The sequence below is a fragment of the Actinospica sp. genome (assembly GCF_035552695.1).
In the GTDB taxonomy this organism is placed as follows: domain Bacteria; phylum Actinomycetota; class Actinomycetes; order Streptomycetales; family Catenulisporaceae; genus Actinospica.
Genome location: NZ_DASZKT010000197.1, coordinates 24,154 through 39,249, shown reverse-complemented (window position 1 = coordinate 39,249; position 15,096 = coordinate 24,154). Strand labels below are relative to the sequence as shown.

The 15,096-nt window shown below is 71.0% G+C and carries 15 protein-coding genes; 9 read left to right on the top strand and 6 right to left on the bottom strand.

Translation table 11 applies throughout. The features are described 5' to 3' along the window. Positions 1 to 127: 127 nt before the first annotated feature. Entirely contained in the window at positions 128 to 931 is an 804-nt protein-coding gene (locus VG296_RS22520; RefSeq protein ID WP_325568767.1) for a YhjD/YihY/BrkB family envelope integrity protein, read from the bottom strand. A gap of 232 nt (positions 932 to 1,163) precedes the next feature. On the opposite strand from VG296_RS22520, the gene VG296_RS22515 reads away from it, so the two are divergent. Continuing rightward, positions 1,164 to 1,538: a thioredoxin family protein gene (locus tag VG296_RS22515; RefSeq protein WP_325568765.1), complete on the top strand. Its 375-nt coding sequence runs from the start codon at positions 1,164 to 1,166 to the stop codon at positions 1,536 to 1,538. 67 nt (positions 1,539 to 1,605) lie between these two features. Here the strand turns inward: VG296_RS22515 and VG296_RS22510 are convergent, their stop codons facing one another. Then, a complete protein-coding gene (locus tag VG296_RS22510; protein ID WP_325568763.1) occupies positions 1,606 to 2,343 on the bottom strand; it encodes a polysaccharide deacetylase family protein in 738 nt (245 codons plus the stop codon). Positions 2,344 to 2,403: 60 nt separating this feature from the next. Further along, on the bottom strand, positions 2,404 to 3,645 hold the full coding sequence (locus VG296_RS22505) for an MGDG synthase family glycosyltransferase (RefSeq protein WP_325568761.1): 1,242 nt from the start codon (positions 3,643 to 3,645) through the stop codon (positions 2,404 to 2,406). Positions 3,646 to 3,886: 241 nt separating this feature from the next. Between VG296_RS22505 and VG296_RS22500 the strand changes: the two genes are divergently transcribed. The 5 genes from VG296_RS22500 (at position 3,887) to VG296_RS22480 (ending at position 9,261) form a co-directional block, all read left to right on the top strand. Beyond that, positions 3,887 to 4,747, top strand: a complete 861-nt coding sequence (locus VG296_RS22500) for an alpha/beta hydrolase (protein WP_325568759.1) — start codon at positions 3,887 to 3,889, stop codon at positions 4,745 to 4,747. A gap of 46 nt (positions 4,748 to 4,793) precedes the next feature. Then, the gene (locus VG296_RS22495) at positions 4,794 to 5,348 is read left to right on the top strand and encodes a TetR/AcrR family transcriptional regulator (protein WP_325568757.1); all 555 of its coding nucleotides are present in this window, start codon (positions 4,794 to 4,796) and stop codon (positions 5,346 to 5,348) included. A 145-nt stretch (positions 5,349 to 5,493) separates the two neighbouring features. Beyond that, entirely contained in the window at positions 5,494 to 6,648 is a 1,155-nt protein-coding gene (locus VG296_RS22490) for a hypothetical protein (RefSeq protein ID WP_325568755.1), read from the top strand. A gap of 7 nt (positions 6,649 to 6,655) precedes the next feature. After that, positions 6,656 to 8,266 carry an amino acid permease gene (locus VG296_RS22485; protein ID WP_325568753.1) on the top strand — a complete coding sequence of 537 codons (1,611 nt, stop codon included), beginning with the start codon at positions 6,656 to 6,658 and terminating at the stop codon, positions 8,264 to 8,266. Positions 8,267 to 8,352: 86 nt separating this feature from the next. Further along, positions 8,353 to 9,261, top strand: a complete 909-nt coding sequence (locus tag VG296_RS22480) for an acetamidase/formamidase family protein (RefSeq protein WP_325568751.1) — start codon at positions 8,353 to 8,355, stop codon at positions 9,259 to 9,261. Positions 9,262 to 9,339: 78 nt separating this feature from the next. Here the strand turns inward: VG296_RS22480 and VG296_RS22475 are convergent, their stop codons facing one another. Both VG296_RS22475 and VG296_RS22470 read right to left on the bottom strand, forming a co-directional pair. After that, positions 9,340 to 9,801, bottom strand: coding sequence for a hypothetical protein (locus tag VG296_RS22475; RefSeq protein ID WP_325568749.1), 462 nt, complete (start codon positions 9,799 to 9,801; stop codon positions 9,340 to 9,342). A 146-nt stretch (positions 9,802 to 9,947) separates the two neighbouring features. Then, the gene (locus VG296_RS22470) at positions 9,948 to 11,516 is read right to left on the bottom strand and encodes a DEAD/DEAH box helicase (protein ID WP_325568747.1); all 1,569 of its coding nucleotides are present in this window, start codon (positions 11,514 to 11,516) and stop codon (positions 9,948 to 9,950) included. A 333-nt stretch (positions 11,517 to 11,849) separates the two neighbouring features. On the opposite strand from VG296_RS22470, the gene fahA reads away from it, so the two are divergent. Together fahA and VG296_RS22460 are read left to right on the top strand one after the other, a co-directional pair. After that, positions 11,850 to 13,067: a fumarylacetoacetase gene (fahA, locus tag VG296_RS22465; RefSeq protein ID WP_325568745.1), complete on the top strand. Its 1,218-nt coding sequence runs from the start codon at positions 11,850 to 11,852 to the stop codon at positions 13,065 to 13,067. 153 nt (positions 13,068 to 13,220) lie between these two features. Beyond that, a complete protein-coding gene (locus VG296_RS22460) occupies positions 13,221 to 13,874 on the top strand; it encodes a bifunctional DNA primase/polymerase (protein ID WP_325568743.1) in 654 nt (217 codons plus the stop codon). A 123-nt stretch (positions 13,875 to 13,997) separates the two neighbouring features. Here VG296_RS22460 and map read toward each other — a convergent pair whose 3' ends face one another. Beyond that, entirely contained in the window at positions 13,998 to 14,846 is an 849-nt protein-coding gene (gene map / locus VG296_RS22455) for a type I methionyl aminopeptidase (protein ID WP_325568741.1), read from the bottom strand. A 71-nt stretch (positions 14,847 to 14,917) separates the two neighbouring features. Between map and VG296_RS22450 the strand changes: the two genes are divergently transcribed. Next, positions 14,918 to 15,094: a hypothetical protein gene (locus VG296_RS22450; RefSeq protein WP_325568739.1), complete on the top strand. Its 177-nt coding sequence runs from the start codon at positions 14,918 to 14,920 to the stop codon at positions 15,092 to 15,094. Positions 15,095 to 15,096: the final 2 nt, after the last annotated feature.

The following is a 15,096-nucleotide window of genomic DNA, read 5'->3' as shown; positions in this document are numbered from 1 at the left end:
CGAGTGCATATTCCATCGCCGGGATCTGAGATCCATCGTCGACGGCGGCGCATGACTATGCAAGCAAGCGGGAGAATTTCCGCCTCGTGGAGCAATCGGCGGATCGTATGACTTGGCGTCAGTTCACTCAGTCGGCGGAGTGTTCCATGAGCAATCGGCCTAGCAGGCCGCCGCCGAAGAGCACGAACCCGGTCCCGATCAGCCAGGAGGTGAGCACGACGACGGTGCCGATCGCGCCGTAGGCCTCCGCGCTGGAGACCACGAGCGGGGAGAACACCACGGCGGAGAACAGCCGGAGGCCGACCAAGCCGACGGCGGTGAGCATCGCGCCCGGCAGCAGCGGCATCCAGCTCACCCGGCCGGACAGCAGGAATCTGGCGGACCACCAGAAGAACGCGGTCGAGCCCGCGGTCGCCACCACCGCTTGCACCACGGTGCGCAGCAGCGAGTCGCGCGGCAGCAGGCTGGTGTCCGCGGCCACGAACAGGAAGCCGATCAGCGCGGCCAGCCACACCACTCGCCGCCACACGCTCATCAGCCGGGCGGGCGGCAACCCCCAGATCCGCTCGAAGCCGACCTGCACCGCCGAGACGAAGGACAGCCCGAACGCGGCCAGGCCCGCCAATCCCAGCGCGGTCGTCGCGGACAGCGCGTTCGACGGCGTGCCGAAGACCGGGCGGAGCTCCTTGGCCGCCGTCGAGGACAGGCCGAGCGCCGCGGCCAGCCAGGACGGGAACTGGCGGCCGCCCACCGGATCGGCCGCGGAGACCACCAGGAGCAGCGGGATCACCGTCACCAGGCCGAGCGCCGCGAAGCCGAGCGCGCGGTGCATCAGTTCGAGCTCCTGGCTCTCCCGCCACGCCCGATGGGCGAAGCCGCGCAGGCCGCCCACGTGCGCGGGCTCCGGCTCGCGCGGCGGTTCGTCCGTCATGCGCATCCCCCGTTGCCCTGGGATCGTCGCGGTCCGCCGTTTCGGGGCCCCGGGGGTGAGCACGGACACTGAAACTCCTCTGATCACCACGGGCCGTCTCCGTGCCACCGACTGTAGCGTCTTTCCGGTGTTTCCGCGCATGCCGCGCGCGAAGCGCACAGGCGTGCGCGCTGGTGGGCACGGGGTGCGGGCGTCTAGGGTGGAAAGAACCGATCGGAGTCGGAGGACCAAGATGGCCACGCTCGAACTGACCGCACAGAACTTCGAGGAGCACACCGACCGCGAGGGGATCACCCTCGTCGACTTCTGGGCCTCCTGGTGCGGGCCCTGCCGCCAGTTCGCCCCGATCTTCGAACGGGTCTCGGAGAAGAACCCGGATGTGCTCTTCGGCAAGGTGGACACCGAGGCCAACCCGGACCTCGCCGGCACCTTCAACGTCTCGGCGATCCCCACGCTGATGGTCATCCGCGACCGGGTCGTGCTCTACGCGCAGCCGGGAGCGCTGCCCGAGTCGGCGCTCGAGGACCTGCTCCAGCAGGCCCGCGACCTGGACATGGACAAGGTGCGGCGCGAGGCCGGCATCGAGCAGGGGCAGCAGCAGAACTGAGCCCGGGTCAGGCTCGGGCCCGCGCGCCGACAGAGCACGGCGCGCGGCCGGACCCGCCGCGAGGCGGTCAGCGCACGCCGACGGCGAGGCCGTGCTCGCGCAGCGGCCCGACCTTCCAGCCCTGTTCGGCGCAGTGCTCGAGCAGCAGCGGCAGCGCGCCGAGGGTGGAGCGCCAGGACAGCGGCTTCGAGGTGCAGTCCGAGTCGTGCAGCAGCACCGTTCCGCCGCCGCGCAGGTCGCGCACGACGGTGTGGAACACCGACTCCGGGGTCGCGCTCGCCGTCCAGTCCCTGCCCCAGGCACTCCACAGCACCGGCCGCAGGCCGAGCCTCCGGCAGGCGGAGAACGTCGCGGCCGTGGCCACGCCGTACGGCGGCCGGTACCAGGTCGGCGCCCGGCCGACCGCGCTGGCCACTTCATCCCGGCCCTGCCGCAGGTCGCGGAGGGTCTGCGCGGGGGAGACCGCGATGTGCGCACGGTGCGCCCAGCCGTGCAGCGCCACCTCGTGCCCCGCGTCCGCGATCCGCCGGGCCAGCCACGGCGCCTGCTGCACCATCCGGCCGAGCAGGAAGAACGTGGCGTGCACGCCCGCCTCGTCAAGTGCGTCAAGGAACTGCGGCGTGGAGGCGGGGTCGGGCCCGTCGTCGAAGGTCAGCGCGACGTGGCCGGGGTCACCGAGCCCGGTCAGCCGCGGCCAGACGGCGGCGCGCACCGGGCCGAGGCTGGTCACCATCGGCACCGCCTGGGCCAGCGCGCCCACGGCCGCCACCCCGGTCAACTGCTTGGCCCACGCGACGCCGCTCACCCGACCACCTCGTTCACGCAACGACCTCGTCCAAGCTAAGACCTCGCGGGCGCTCGACGGTCACGCCGCCCCCCGCGCCTCGAAGTCGAACTCGCCCTGCCCGTCCCCGAGGCGTGCGCCGCGCAGCCGCCGCTCCCAGCGACGGTTCTTCCTGTCCCGCTGCTTCGGGATCCGGCCGAGCGGATCCGGGCCGTGCTGCGGCGCCATGCCAAGGATCACCGTCACCGGGTCGGCCGCGAAGTCCGGCATCAGGTCCCACGGCCGGTCCTGCAGCGCCTTCTCCAGCGTGGTACGCAGGTCCGCGGCGTCGCGCACCCACGGCGCCGTGCCCGCTTCGTCCAAGTACTGCGCGTTCGTCTCCCCGTGGCCCGGCAGCGTCCGATACGTCACGACCGGCAGTCCGCAGGCCCGCGCCTCGTACACGGTCATCCCACCCGCGTTCTGGATCAGCACATCGCAAGCGTGCATCAAAGCGGGCATATCGTCCACCCAGCCGTACACGTGCTGCACGCCCTGCTCGATCAGCCGCCTGCGCAGATCCTCGTTCTGGCCGCAGACGACCACGCAGCGGGCCAAGCCGGTCGCGGTGATGTCGCGGACCGTCTCGTCGAAATCGCCGATGCCCCAGGAGCCGCCGACCAGTAGCGCCAGCTTGCCCTCCGCGGGCAGTCCGAACTTCGCGCGCGCCTGGGCCTTCGCCGTTTCCGAGCCCGGGAAGAAGCGCGGGTCCACGGCCGGGTCCACGGTCACCACCTGCGCGGCCCCGAGAGCGCGTGCCTGCGCCGCGGCCACGTCGTGCACCGCGGTGTGGCCGTCCACGCCGGCGGCCACCCATAGCCGGTGCACCGAGTAGTCCGTCAGGTAGGTCACCACCGGCACGCGCAGCCGGCCGTTCGCCCGCAGCCGGCCGAGCACCTGGCCGGCCAGCGGATACGTGGACACCACCACGCGGGCGTCGGTGCCGATCGCGTCCAGCATCCGCCGGGTGGAGAGCGCGGAGAAGAAGGAGACCTGCAGCGACAGCGCGCGCGACCGGTCCAGCGCCCCGTACAGCATCTGGTAGCTCCACGGCGCCGCGAGCAGCATGTTGTGGTACGAGTCGCACATCATCCGGCCGGCCGCTCCGGGCAACTGGTCCAGGAAGTCGTGCCGGTCCACCTGGAGCCCGGCGCCGGCTAATCGGCGCGCGATCTCGTTCGCCGCCGCGTCGTGGCCGGCACCCACCCGGGCCGAGAAGACCACCGCCCTGCCCTGGTCCCGTACCTGGGTCGGTCGGGCGGGTCGGCGTATTCGTCCGGCCACCTGGTTCCTCCGTGTCCTCGTCCGCTCGGGCCCCTCGCCGGCGACGGGTCGGGCCGACGGCAACAGAGGCCCAAGGTAGCGGCTTGAAAACCGATATGCCTAGGTTCCTCAGAAGGAACTTAGGGAGGACAACTACTCCTTGCGGGGGATACGGACCCCTAGGGGTGGGCGGCTTGACAGCCAAAGCTAACGCAATTAGCTTTGGAGCTACTGGACATAACCACCAAGGCCGGAGGCCCTGATGACCACGATCGCGAACCCCGGAACGACGCAGTACCTCGAGACGCCCCGCCCCGACGGATCCGTCGGCCGCATCGCCTACGACGACCAGGGCACCGGCCCGCTCGTGCTGCTCGCCCCGGGCATGGGCACCACCCGCGCCACGTTCCGCCACCTGGCCCCCGTCCTGCTCCGCGCCGGATACCGGGTCGTGACGACCGACTACCGCGGCCTCGGCGAGTCCGACACCGGCTGGGCCGAGTACAGCTCCGCCGCGACCGCCGCGGACCTGGCCGCGCTGATCCGCCACCTCGACGCCGGGCCCGTACTTCTCTACAGCAACTCCTACACGTCCGCCTCGACCGTGCACCTCGCCGCCGACCACCCGGAACTGCTGCGCGGCGCCGTCCTGGCCGGGCCGTTCGTGCGCAGCCTGCCCGCGCCGAACCTCGTCGGGAAGATCACGTACGCGCTGATGACCAAGCCGATGTTCACCCGCCGCCTGTGGATGGTCTGGTTCCCGCACATGTTCCCCAAGCGCCCCGCCGACTACGCCGAGATGCGCGCCGCCGTCGACGCCAACCTGCGCGAGCCGGGGCGGACCGCCGTGTTCGCGAAGATGTGCGCAGGCAGTCACGATGCCGCCGAGTCGAAGCTGCCGCGGGCGAAGGCCTCCGCCGTGCCCACGCTCGTCATCATGGGCACCGCGGACGAGGACTTCCCGGACGCGACCGCCGAGGGACGGTTCGTCGCCGAGAGCCTGAACGGTCGCCTGGAACTGCTGGAGGGCTACGGCCACCAGCCGCACGAGGAGACGCCGGAGCGAATCGCCGAACTCGTCATCGGCTTCGACCCGGCCGGCCCCGCGGCGCCCGTCCAGTAAGCGGGCAAGCTGGTAGGTCGGTAATACGTATTAACAGGAGCCGCTCATGCCCCGCGCCGGATTGACCCCCGCCGCCGTCACCCGACTCGCGCTCGAGGAGCTCGACGAGTCGGGGCCGGACGGCCTGACCCTCAAGGCCATCGCGCTACGGGCCGGAGTCGCCACCCCCTCGCTCTATAAGCACGTGCAGAGCGTCGAGCATTTAAGAGACCTCATGACCGTCACGGTGCTCGACGAGGCCGCGGCCGAGATCGGCGGGGCCGTGATGGGCCGCGCGGGCCGGGACGCGCTGGAGTCCTTCCTCGTCGCCTACCGCGGCTACGCGCTGCGCCACCCGCACCGCTGGACCCTGCTGGAGCACCCGACCGCCGACCCGGCCGTCCAGGCCTCGGCGGCCCGTCTCGTCGAGGTCGCGTACGCCGTCGTGCGCGGCTTCGGTCTGGCCGAACACGAGCAGGTCGACGCCGTGCGCACACTGCGCGCGGCGGTCACCGGTTTCATCGCGCTCGAACACGGAGGCGGCTATCAGTTAGCTCGAGATCCGGACGAGAGTTTCCGTTACCTGATCGACGTTTTGACGAAAGGTCTGAGGGTCAACTGAAGGCCCATCAGGCAGGATAGTGCACATCAACACAGCCTATTGCGTCGCAGTCCGCAACCGTGATATCACTTCACTCGATCATCATCAAGGTGTATGTGGATCAATTATCGGCGGCCGGAGATCCGCCGCGGGAGGCGGAGCGGTTGTGCCTGTATTCAACCCGCGATCCCGCCGCCCCAAGCTTGATTCGGACCCCGCCTTCGATGACGCGGAACTGCGCAGGGCCCATGACGACGCCGCGATGGGCGGCTGGGAATCGGTGCGCGATCTGCTTTCCCGCACCGGGAACGAGTGGCCGCTGCGCACACACCGGATCACGGTCCTCGCCAATTCCGCGGTGGGCCTCGAATGGCCGCGGACCTGGATCCAGGCCGAACCCGACCGGGCCGACGCCCGGGTGATGATGGCCTACGCGGAGGCCGTTCAGCTGCGCAGCCTGATCGCGCGCCGCGATCCCGCCGCCGACGACCAGGCCGCCGTCAGCGCCGTGGCCCGCTGCCGGTCCGCCGCCGAGGCCGCACCGGACGATCCGGCCCCATGGATCAGCCTGCTTACGCTCGCGGGCGTGCTCGGCGACAACGGCGTGTCCATGGTGCAGTGGCACGAACTGTCCTTCGAGGCCGGCAAGCGCAGCTGGGGCTGGTTCCAGGAAGCCGTGCGCCGCCACCCGGAGAGCTGGTACGCCCACCACCGGATGCGCGACGCGCAGGCGGCCCGCCTGCGCACCGGCTCCCCGCGCGACCTGACCGGCCTGCTCGACTTCGCCACGGCCGCCGCCGCGCACGCCGGGGACCACTCGCCGCTGCGGGTGCTGCCGCTCTACGCGCACACCGAACTGCGCCTGGCCAACACGATGGACCTGCTCGGCGACGCCGAACGCGACTGGCTCACCCAGCGCAACGAGCAGGACCTCCAGGACGCATACCGCGAGTGGTTCCGCGGCTCGGAGCGCGGCCATCCCGCCATGCCGTACGACCTCAATATGCTGGCTTACCAGCTCGTCGAGACCGGCCGTCCCAGCCTGGCGCACCCCGTGTTCACCGCCATCGGGCCCTATGCGACGTCCGCGCCCTGGGCCCATGCCGCGCAGCTTTCCGGCGCCCGCAACGGAAACGACGCCTTCGCCGCGGCCCGCGCCGCCGCCGAGACCGCCGCCGCCAAGGCCCCGAGGAACGTCACCGAGCCCGATCCGTTCCCGGAGACCACCGCGCCGCCCGCACCACCCGTCCCGCCCGTCGCCGCGGACGACCCAGACGCACCACACACCTTCCCACTCACCACTCTCACCTCCCCGGAGTGAACCCCACATGTCCGAAGACGATGTCATCCGAATAGACAGCATGAAAGCGGCGGTGGTCAGTGACGCCGCCGACACTGATCAGCTGCACCAGCTCGGCTACCCGCAGTTGCTGCATCGCGGCCTTACCGGTTTCCGGAACATGGGCGTGTCCTTCTCGATCATCTGCATCATCGGCGGCGTGGCCCTGACCTACAGCATCGGCATGGCCGACGGCGGCCCGGCCGACCTGTTCTGGGGCTTCGTCCTCGTCTCCGGGCTGATCCTGGCGCTCGGCGCGGCGATGGCAGAGGTCTGCTCCAGCTACCCGACCTCCGGCGGCCTCTACTACTGGTCGGCCAAGCTGGCCAAGCGGAACGCCGCCGCCTGGGCCTGGTTCACCGGCTGGTTCAACGTGCTCGGCCAGATCGCCGGGACCGCGGGCGCCTCCTTCGGCGCCTCGTTCTTCATCGTGTCCTTCGGCGTGCTCGAGGGCTGGTGGTCGTACACGACCAAGAACGTGGTCCTCGCGTACATCATCGCCACGGTCGTGCTCGGCCTCGTCGTCACCTTCGGCCGCAAGCTGGTCGGCTTCATCGGCGGCCTGAGCGTCTGGTGGCACACGGTCTTCGCGCTGGTGATGATCGGCGCGCTGATCTTCGCGCCCGCGCACCACCAGACCGCCTCCGTCGCGCTGACCCACTTCGTCAACGGCACCACCTTCCACTGGCCGATCTACGCCGCGCTGCTCGGGCTGCTCGTCGGCGCCGAGACGTACACCGGGTACGACGCGAGCGCGCACCTGACGGAGGAGACGAAGCAGCCCGGACTGGCCGCGCCGCGCGCCATGGTCCGCGCCATCGCGATCGCCGCCGTCCTCGGCATTCTGCTGATCGGCTCGCTCAACTTCGCCATCCAGAACTACGCGACCGAGTCCGTCGGCGCCAAGACCGGCAACGCGGTCGGCGACATCCTCGTGGACGCGGTCGGCGTCGGCTTCGGCAAGGTCCTGGTCGCCGCGATCGCGATCGCGCTGCTGATCTGCGTCAACGGCAACCTGACCTCGAACTCGCGGATGATCTACGCGTTCTCCCGCGACTTCGCCCGGGTCGACGACGGCCGCCCGCACCCGGTCTCGCGCAAGCTCAGCGAGGTGCACACCGGCAGCCGGGTGCCGCGCTACGCGGTGTGGGTAGCCGTCCTCGGCGCCTGCGTCCTCGGCGTGCTCAACCTGTGGAGCACGGTCGCGTTCAACGCGGCCATCACCATCAACGTGATCGGCCTCTACACGGCGTACGCGATCCCGGTCTTCCTGCGCCTTCGGCAGGGCGACAACTTCCAGCGCGGCCCCTGGCACCTGGGACGGTGGTCCTCCCTGGTGGGCTGGATCGCGGTCGGCTGGGTCGTCGCGGCGGACATCCTGTTCGTGCTGCCGTCCACCAATCCGGTCTTCGCCACAGCGACCTTCCCGTACACCCTGCCGGTGTTCGTGGTCGTGATCGGCGGCGCCGCGCTGTGGTGGAAGCTGTCCGCGCACAAGTGGTTCGTCGGCCCGCGCTCCCTCGGCACCCCGGAGGAGCTCGCGGCGATAGAGCAGCGCCTGGACGAAAGTGAGACGGCGGCCGCTCCGGTAGCCGGCTGACGGTACAGACTAGTAGCGAGAACGCCCACGCGGCGGCCGGGCCACCCCTCCGGCCGCCGCGTTCGCACGACCAGAAGGAGCCCGCCATGCATCTGGGAACCGACACCGTCCACTACGCCTGGGACAGAGACCTGGCCCCGGCCCTCGAAATCGAAGGCTCGGGCACCGTCGAGCTCGACCTGCTCGACTCCGGCGCCGGCCAGTTCGACGCCTCCTCGACCGCCGCCAACCTGGCCACGCTGGACCTCGCCCGGGTCAACCCGGTCACCGGCCCGATCCTGGTACGCGGCGCCCAGCCGGGCGACGCGCTGCTGGTGCGGGTCCGCGAGCTCGGCACCGCCGCGTGGGGCTGGTCCGCGAACATCCCCGGCTTCGGCCTGCTCGCCGACGACTTCCCCGACCCGGTGCTGGTGCACAGCAAGATCGGCGAGAAGGCGATCGAGCTCGACTTCGGCCCGGTGCTGCCCACGCTGCCGATGATCGGCACCCTCGGCCTCGCGCTGCCCGAGCCCGGCGAGCACCCGCTGCTCCCGCCGTCCCGGCACGGCGGCAACATGGACATCCGGCAGCTCGGCGCGGGCGGCAGCGTGCTGCTCCCGGTCGGCGTGCAGGGCGCGCTGCTCTCGCTCGGCGACGGCCACGCGGCGATGGGCGACGGCGAGATCTGCGGCACCGGTGTGGAGACCTCGGCGCGGACGGTGCTCGAGATCGAACTCGTGAAGGACCGCGCGATCCCCGCGCCGATCCTGGAGACCCCGGCGGCCGCGCGGCGCACCGGAGCCGCGTTGGTGACCACGGGCATCGGCCCGGACCTGCTGACGGCGGCCAAGGACGCGGCGCGCTCCCTGGTGGACGAGACGGTGCGGCGGACCGGCCTCAGTGCCGTGCACGCCTACATCCTGGCCTCGCTGACCGCCGACCTGATCGTCAGTGAGATCGTGGACCTGCCGAACTACGTCGTCTCGATGCACCTGCCGGTCGACGTGCTGAGCTGACGGTGAGCTGATGGTGAGTTGACCGCGGACGCGAACGGTGGCGCCTCCATTCGGGGGCGCCACCGTTTTGATTCCGCGTCAGACGATGCCCGGCCTCGGGAACGCGTCCGCCGTCACCAGGCCGTCCTTGACCGCCTCGCGCTGCACGGCGTGCACCGTGCGTCCGTGCACGTCCGCGATCTTCTGCCAGTTGTGCCCGCCGCTGAGCTCCTTGGCGAGCTGCTCTCGTTCTTCTGTCGACCACCGGGTATGCGAGTTCGGGAACTGCTTACGGCGCGACCTGAGCCATTCGGCGAAGGTCGGCCGGTCCACGAACCAGGCCATCGAGCGGAAATAGCGGCGATCCAGTTGGAAGACCACCTCGTCGGAGCACAGGAACACCAGCGCTCCCTCGTCCACCGCGACCCGGTCCGCCCGCAGCACCAACTCGCCCTCGGTCAACGTCACGCCGCGCGGTCCGCGCGGGTCCTGCGGCGCCGTCAGCCGCACCCGCACCCAGCCCGCGGTCCTCGGCCGGTCATCCTGAACAGTCCTCGACACGACTGGATCCTCCCCGGAAAGTCGCCGTCTCCTACTGTTCTTAGATGCCCGCCACAGGCCTCGAACAAACGTTTCCGCAGGCCGGAAAACGGCTCCCGGCCTGCGGATATCCAAAAGCAAAGGGGCCCCGAAGGGCCCCTCTCGACTCAGTGGGAACGCTGGGCGAACCGGTCCCGGCCGTAACCGGTGTTGCGGTCGCGCCGCTCGCCGTAACCGCCGCCGGTGGTGCTGCCGCCGCTCGCGCCGGTGCCGCCGCGGCGGTCGTCGCGCTTGCCGTAGTTGCCGCGGTCGTCGCGCTTCGGACGGTCGCCGTAGCCGCCACGGTCACGATCGCCGTAGCCGCCGCGCCGCTCGCCGCCGTACCCGCCGCGACCCTGGCCCTGGCGCGGGCCGCGCCGGTCGTCCCGCTCGCGCGAGGGCAGCGTGAACACCGGCACTTCGCCCGGCTCCGGGACCTCCTGAGCGTCCGTCAGCCCGACCAGCGCGTCGGCGGCCTTCTCCCAGCGGCCGCCGGTACCGAGCGGCGCCACGTCCAGGTTCTCCGCCTGCACGCCCGCGTCCCGCATCATCCGCTCGGCGGCCCGGGTCTGCTTCGGCAGGATCAGCGAGGCCACGATCCCGGACTGCCCGGCCCGCGCGGTACGCCCGGCGCGGTGCAGGTAGTCCTTCGAGTCACGCGGCGGGTCCACGTGCACGACCAGGTCCACGCCGTCCACGTGGATGCCGCGCGCGGCGACGTCCGTCGCGATGAGCACCGGGGTGCGCCCGTTCTTGAAGTCCTCGAGCGTCTTGGTGCGCGCCATCTGCGTCATGCCGCCGTGCAGCGCCGCCGCCGGGAGGCCGCGCTCGCGCAGCTGCTCGGTGACCCGGTCCGCGGCCATCTGGGTGCGCACGAAGAAGATCGAGCGCGCCTCGGGCAGCTTCGCGCCGGAGTGCCGGGCCGCGATCTGCGCGGCGACCCGAGCCTTGTGCTGCGGGGTGACCAGCAGCAGGTGGTGGCTCATCGCGGACACGACGCCGGTCTGCGGGTCCACCTCGTGCAGCGCCGGGTCGCTCATGAACTTGCTGACGATCTCGTCCACCGCGCCGTCCAGCGTCGCGGAGAACAGCAGCCGCTGGCCGCCCTCGGCGACCTGCTCCATCAGCTCGCAGACATGCGGCAGGAAGCCCATGTCGCACATCTGGTCGGCCTCGTCCAGGATCGCGATGTCCACGTCGCCGAGCTCGCACTCGCCGCGCTCGATCAGGTCCGAGAGGCGGCCGGGTGTGGCCACCAGCAGCTCCACGCCGTAGCGCAGGCCGTCGATCTGCTTGCGCATCGGGGCGCCGCCGAAGACCGAGCGGATGCGCAGCCGCATCGCCCGGGCGTACGGCTTCAGCGACTCCTCCACCTGCATCGCCAGCTCACGCGTCGGCACCAGCACCAGCGCCAGCGGCTTGTGCGGCCGGGCGCGCAGGCCCTCGAGGCGGGCGAGGGTGGGCAGGCCGAAGGCCAGTGTCTTGCCGGAACCGGTCCGGCCGCGGCCGAGCACGTCCCGGCCCGCGAGGGCGTCCGGAATCGTGGCGGCCTGAATCGGGAAGGCCGTGGTCACTCCGGCCTCGTTGAGCACTTCGAGCAGCGGCTTCGGCAGCTCGAGCGCGGAGAAGGGAACGCCGGCAGGCTCCTGAGCCTGCTCATCGGCGTTGTGCACGCCGTCTTCCAGCACGGCAGTCATTACTTTACGACCTCCAGGTCATTCGGCACGTGACAAGTGACATGGAGGCACGGCGAACGCGCGAACGCGACCGCGCCGACCACAAGTACGGGCCCATCAGGGGCAATGCCGCGCCTGTGTTCGGCAGTTCGCCGAAAAGTTCCCTCAAGAGAACACACGAACCGGCTGCACACGAAAGGCGGCCGGACACACCAGGGAGCGCGCGGGCATCACATGGTTACGCTGACCATGATAGACGGCCTACGCTCGACACCGTTAACCGTGCAGGTCAGCAGCGGTATTCCGGGGTCCGCTAGGGTGACACCGATCATCCTTATTCGGAGGCAATCCGCTATGACAGACAGCTGGCTCGACACGCCCGAGCACACCGGCTTCGGCCTGGACAACCTGCCCTACGGCGTCATCGTGCACGACGGGCGCGCCCCGCAGGTCGCGATCGCGATCGGCGAGCACGCCCTCCCGCTCGGCGCCGCGACCGAAGCAGGGCTCTTCGACGGGGTCGTCCCCGACACCGGAATCCTCGGCGCGCCGAGCCTCGACCGCTTCCTCGCCGCCGGACCGACGGCCTGGCAGGCGGTCCGGGACCGCGCCACCGAACTGCTCGGCGACGCGGGCAACGCCGCATCCGTGCGCCCGCTGCTGCTCGAACTCGACGCGGTGTCGAACCCGTTGCCGTTCACCGTCGCCGACTACGTGGACTTCTACTCCTCGCGCGACCACGCGGAGAACCTCGGCCGGATGTTCCGTCCGGACAGCGCGGCGCTGCTGCCGAACTGGACGCACCTGCCGATCGGCTACCACGGCCGCGCCGGCACGATCGTGGTCTCCGGCACCCCGATCACCCGCCCGCACGGCCAGCGGCTGCCCGCGCCCGGCGCGGAGCCGGTGTTCGGCCCGACGACGCGGCTCGACATCGAGGCCGAGGTCGGCTTCGTCATCGGCGTGCCGACCCGGCTCGGCCAGAGCGTGTCAGTGGACGAGTTCGCCGACCACGTCTTCGGCGCGGTGCTGGTGAACGACTGGTCGGCCCGCGACATCCAGTCCTGGGAGTACCAGCCGCTCGGCCCGTTCCTCGGCAAGTCCTTCGCCACCTCGGTCTCGCCCTGGATCGTGCCGCTGCGGGCCCTGAACGAGGCCCGCGTCGCCCCGCCGCGGCAGGACCCGCTCCCGCTGCCGTACCTGCTCGGCGACCACTGGGGCTACGACCTGAGCCTGCGCGTGGATCTCAACGGCACCACCGTGTCCCGGCCGCCCTTCGCAGGGCTCTACTGGACGCCCGCGCAGCAGCTCGCGCACATGACCAGCAACGGCGCGAGCCTGCGCACCGGCGACCTGTTCGCCTCCGGCACGGTCTCAGGCCCCGAGCGCGCGCAGCGCGGCTCGTTCATCGAACTCACCTGGAACGGCGCCGAACCGCTGCGACTGGACGACGGATCGACGCGCGGCTTCCTCACCGACGGCGACACCGTCGTGCTCAGCGGCAGCGCGCCGGGTCACGGCGGGACACGGATCGGTTTCGGCGCGGTAACCGGCACGATCCAGTCGAAGTAGATCCACAGGGCTCTCTCATCCTCGATGGGTATCCTGGCCGCCTGGGACCGCCGCGTCCCGGCTCGGCAGCATGAGGCCGCGGGCGTCGTCGCGAAGGCGCCCGCAGTGCCCGCCGGCCGGAGCGCGGCTGAAGGTCAGGAAGGCGGGCCTGCCATGACGTACCTCGGCACCGCGTCGAATGCGCGCGGACGACTCCCCGGCATGCGCCGACGCCGCGAGCCGCCCGACCCGGTCGCGGCCTTCGCCGCCCGCGGCCTAGCCGTGGTGCCCGCGGCGGCCCCGAGCGGCAACGGCCCCGGTTGTTCCTGTACCAGGATCGGCTGTCCGATGCCCGCGGGCCATCCGCTCTCCCGCGGCTGGCGCAAGGAGGCCAGCGCCGATCCGGACCAGTTGGCGCGCTGGCGCACCCGGATCCCGGACGCCAACTACGCCACCCCCACCGGCGGCACGCACGACGTCCTGGAGGTACCCGCCGCGGCCGGCGCCCGCGCGCTGGAGGGACTGCTCGCCGCCAAGCTTCCGGTGGGCCCGGTGGCCCGCAACGCCGCCGGCGACCGATATCTGTTCTTCACCACCGCCCGCCCCGGCGAAGCAGACCTCGACGAATGGTGGTCGTCGGATCTGGACGCCCAGCCCGAGGAGACCGAGACCTCCGGACTGCGCTGGCACACCAGGGGCTCGTACGTGCTGATCCCGCCGTCCCGCGCCGTCAACGGCGGCACCGCCCGCTGGGTGCACGACCCCGAGGCCGAACTGCCCGACCCGCTGCGCATCCTCGAAGCCCTCGCCGACGCCTGCGAGGCGTAGCAGCGACGAAGGTGTTGGGTTTTCAGGCCGGAGCCCAGCCCCACCCGCGAGAGCCGACCGTACTACCGTCTCGGAGCCCGAACTCGCCGCACCGCAGCCAATCGCGCAGCGGGCCTGCGAGAGCTAAGCCACAGTGAGGATCTCCGCGCCGGTCTCGGTCACCACGAGCGTGTGCTCGAACTGCGCCGTGAGCCTGCCGTCCGCGGTCACCGCGGTCCAGCCGTCCGCCCACATCCGGTGCTCGATCGTGCCCAGCGTCAGCATCGGCTCGATCGTGAAGGTCATCCCCGGCTTCATCTCCTGCGCCGACCGCGGGTCGTCGTAGTGCGGGATGATCAGGCCGCTGTGAAACGCCGTGGCGATCCCGTGCCCGGTGAACAGCCGCACCACGCCGTAGCCGAAGCGCGCCGCGTACGCCTCGATGACCCGCCCGATCACGTTGATCTGCCGCCCCGGCTTGACCGCCTTGATCGCCCGGTTCAGCGACTCGCGGGTCCGCTCGACCAGCAGGTGCGCCGTCTCGTCCACCTCGCCGACCTCGAAGGTGGCGTTCGTGTCGCCGTGCACGCCGTTGATGAACCCGGTGATGTCCACGTTGATGATGTCCCCGTCGTCCAGGACCGTCGAGTCCGGGATCCCGTGGCAGATGACCTCGTTGATCGAGGTGCACAGCGACTTCGGGTAGCCGCGGTAGCCGAGTGTCGAGGGGTAGGCGCCGTGGTCGCACAGGAACTCGTGTCCGACCCGGTCCAACTCGTCCGTCGTCACCCCGGGCTTGACCGCGCGCCCGACCTCGACCAGCGCCTGCGCCGCGATCCGCCCGGCGATGCGCATCTTCTCGATGGTCTCCGGCGTCTGCTCGTCCGGCCCGGTGTAGCGGCTCGGCATCGGCTTCCCGACGTACTCCGGACGGGGGATGCTCGCAGGGACGTGCCGAGTGGGGGAGAGGGTACCTGCAACCAAAGGAGCCATGGCGACGAGTCTAGACGCCTGTACCAGGGCAGGACCTACTGGAAATGTCGTCGGCGGAAGTGGAGCGAGCCATGATCGACGAGGGTCCCCAGTTCTTCTACTGCCTCAAGCACCACACGGTCGAGGGGCCGGTCGGCTGCAAGGCCAAGGACCGGCTCGGCCCGTACGCGACGCGCGAGGAGGCCGAACACGCGTTGGAGAAGGTGAAGGAGCGCAACGAGGCCTGGCAGTCGCAGAACGACGACTGAGG

Bases quoted from the DNA above. Each gene is read 5' to 3' on its own strand.
- VG296_RS22520 (WP_325568767.1), bottom strand. From the start codon at position 931: ATGACGGACGAACCGCCGCGCGAGCCGGAGCCCGCGCACGTGGGCGGC.
- VG296_RS22515 (WP_325568765.1), top strand. From the start codon at position 1,164: ATGGCCACGCTCGAACTGACCGCACAGAACTTCGAGGAGCACACCGAC.
- VG296_RS22500 (WP_325568759.1), top strand. From the start codon at position 3,887: ATGACCACGATCGCGAACCCCGGAACGACGCAGTACCTCGAGACGCCC.
- VG296_RS22495 (WP_325568757.1), top strand. From the start codon at position 4,794: ATGCCCCGCGCCGGATTGACCCCCGCCGCCGTCACCCGACTCGCGCTC.
- VG296_RS22485 (WP_325568753.1), top strand. From the start codon at position 6,656: ATGTCCGAAGACGATGTCATCCGAATAGACAGCATGAAAGCGGCGGTG.
- VG296_RS22480 (WP_325568751.1), top strand. From the start codon at position 8,353: ATGCATCTGGGAACCGACACCGTCCACTACGCCTGGGACAGAGACCTG.
- VG296_RS22470 (WP_325568747.1), bottom strand. From the start codon at position 11,516: ATGACTGCCGTGCTGGAAGACGGCGTGCACAACGCCGATGAGCAGGCT.
- fahA (WP_325568745.1), top strand. From the start codon at position 11,850: ATGACAGACAGCTGGCTCGACACGCCCGAGCACACCGGCTTCGGCCTG.
- VG296_RS22460 (WP_325568743.1), top strand. From the start codon at position 13,221: ATGACGTACCTCGGCACCGCGTCGAATGCGCGCGGACGACTCCCCGGC.
- map (WP_325568741.1), bottom strand. From the start codon at position 14,846: ATGGCTCCTTTGGTTGCAGGTACCCTCTCCCCCACTCGGCACGTCCCT.
- VG296_RS22450 (WP_325568739.1), top strand. From the start codon at position 14,918: ATGATCGACGAGGGTCCCCAGTTCTTCTACTGCCTCAAGCACCACACG.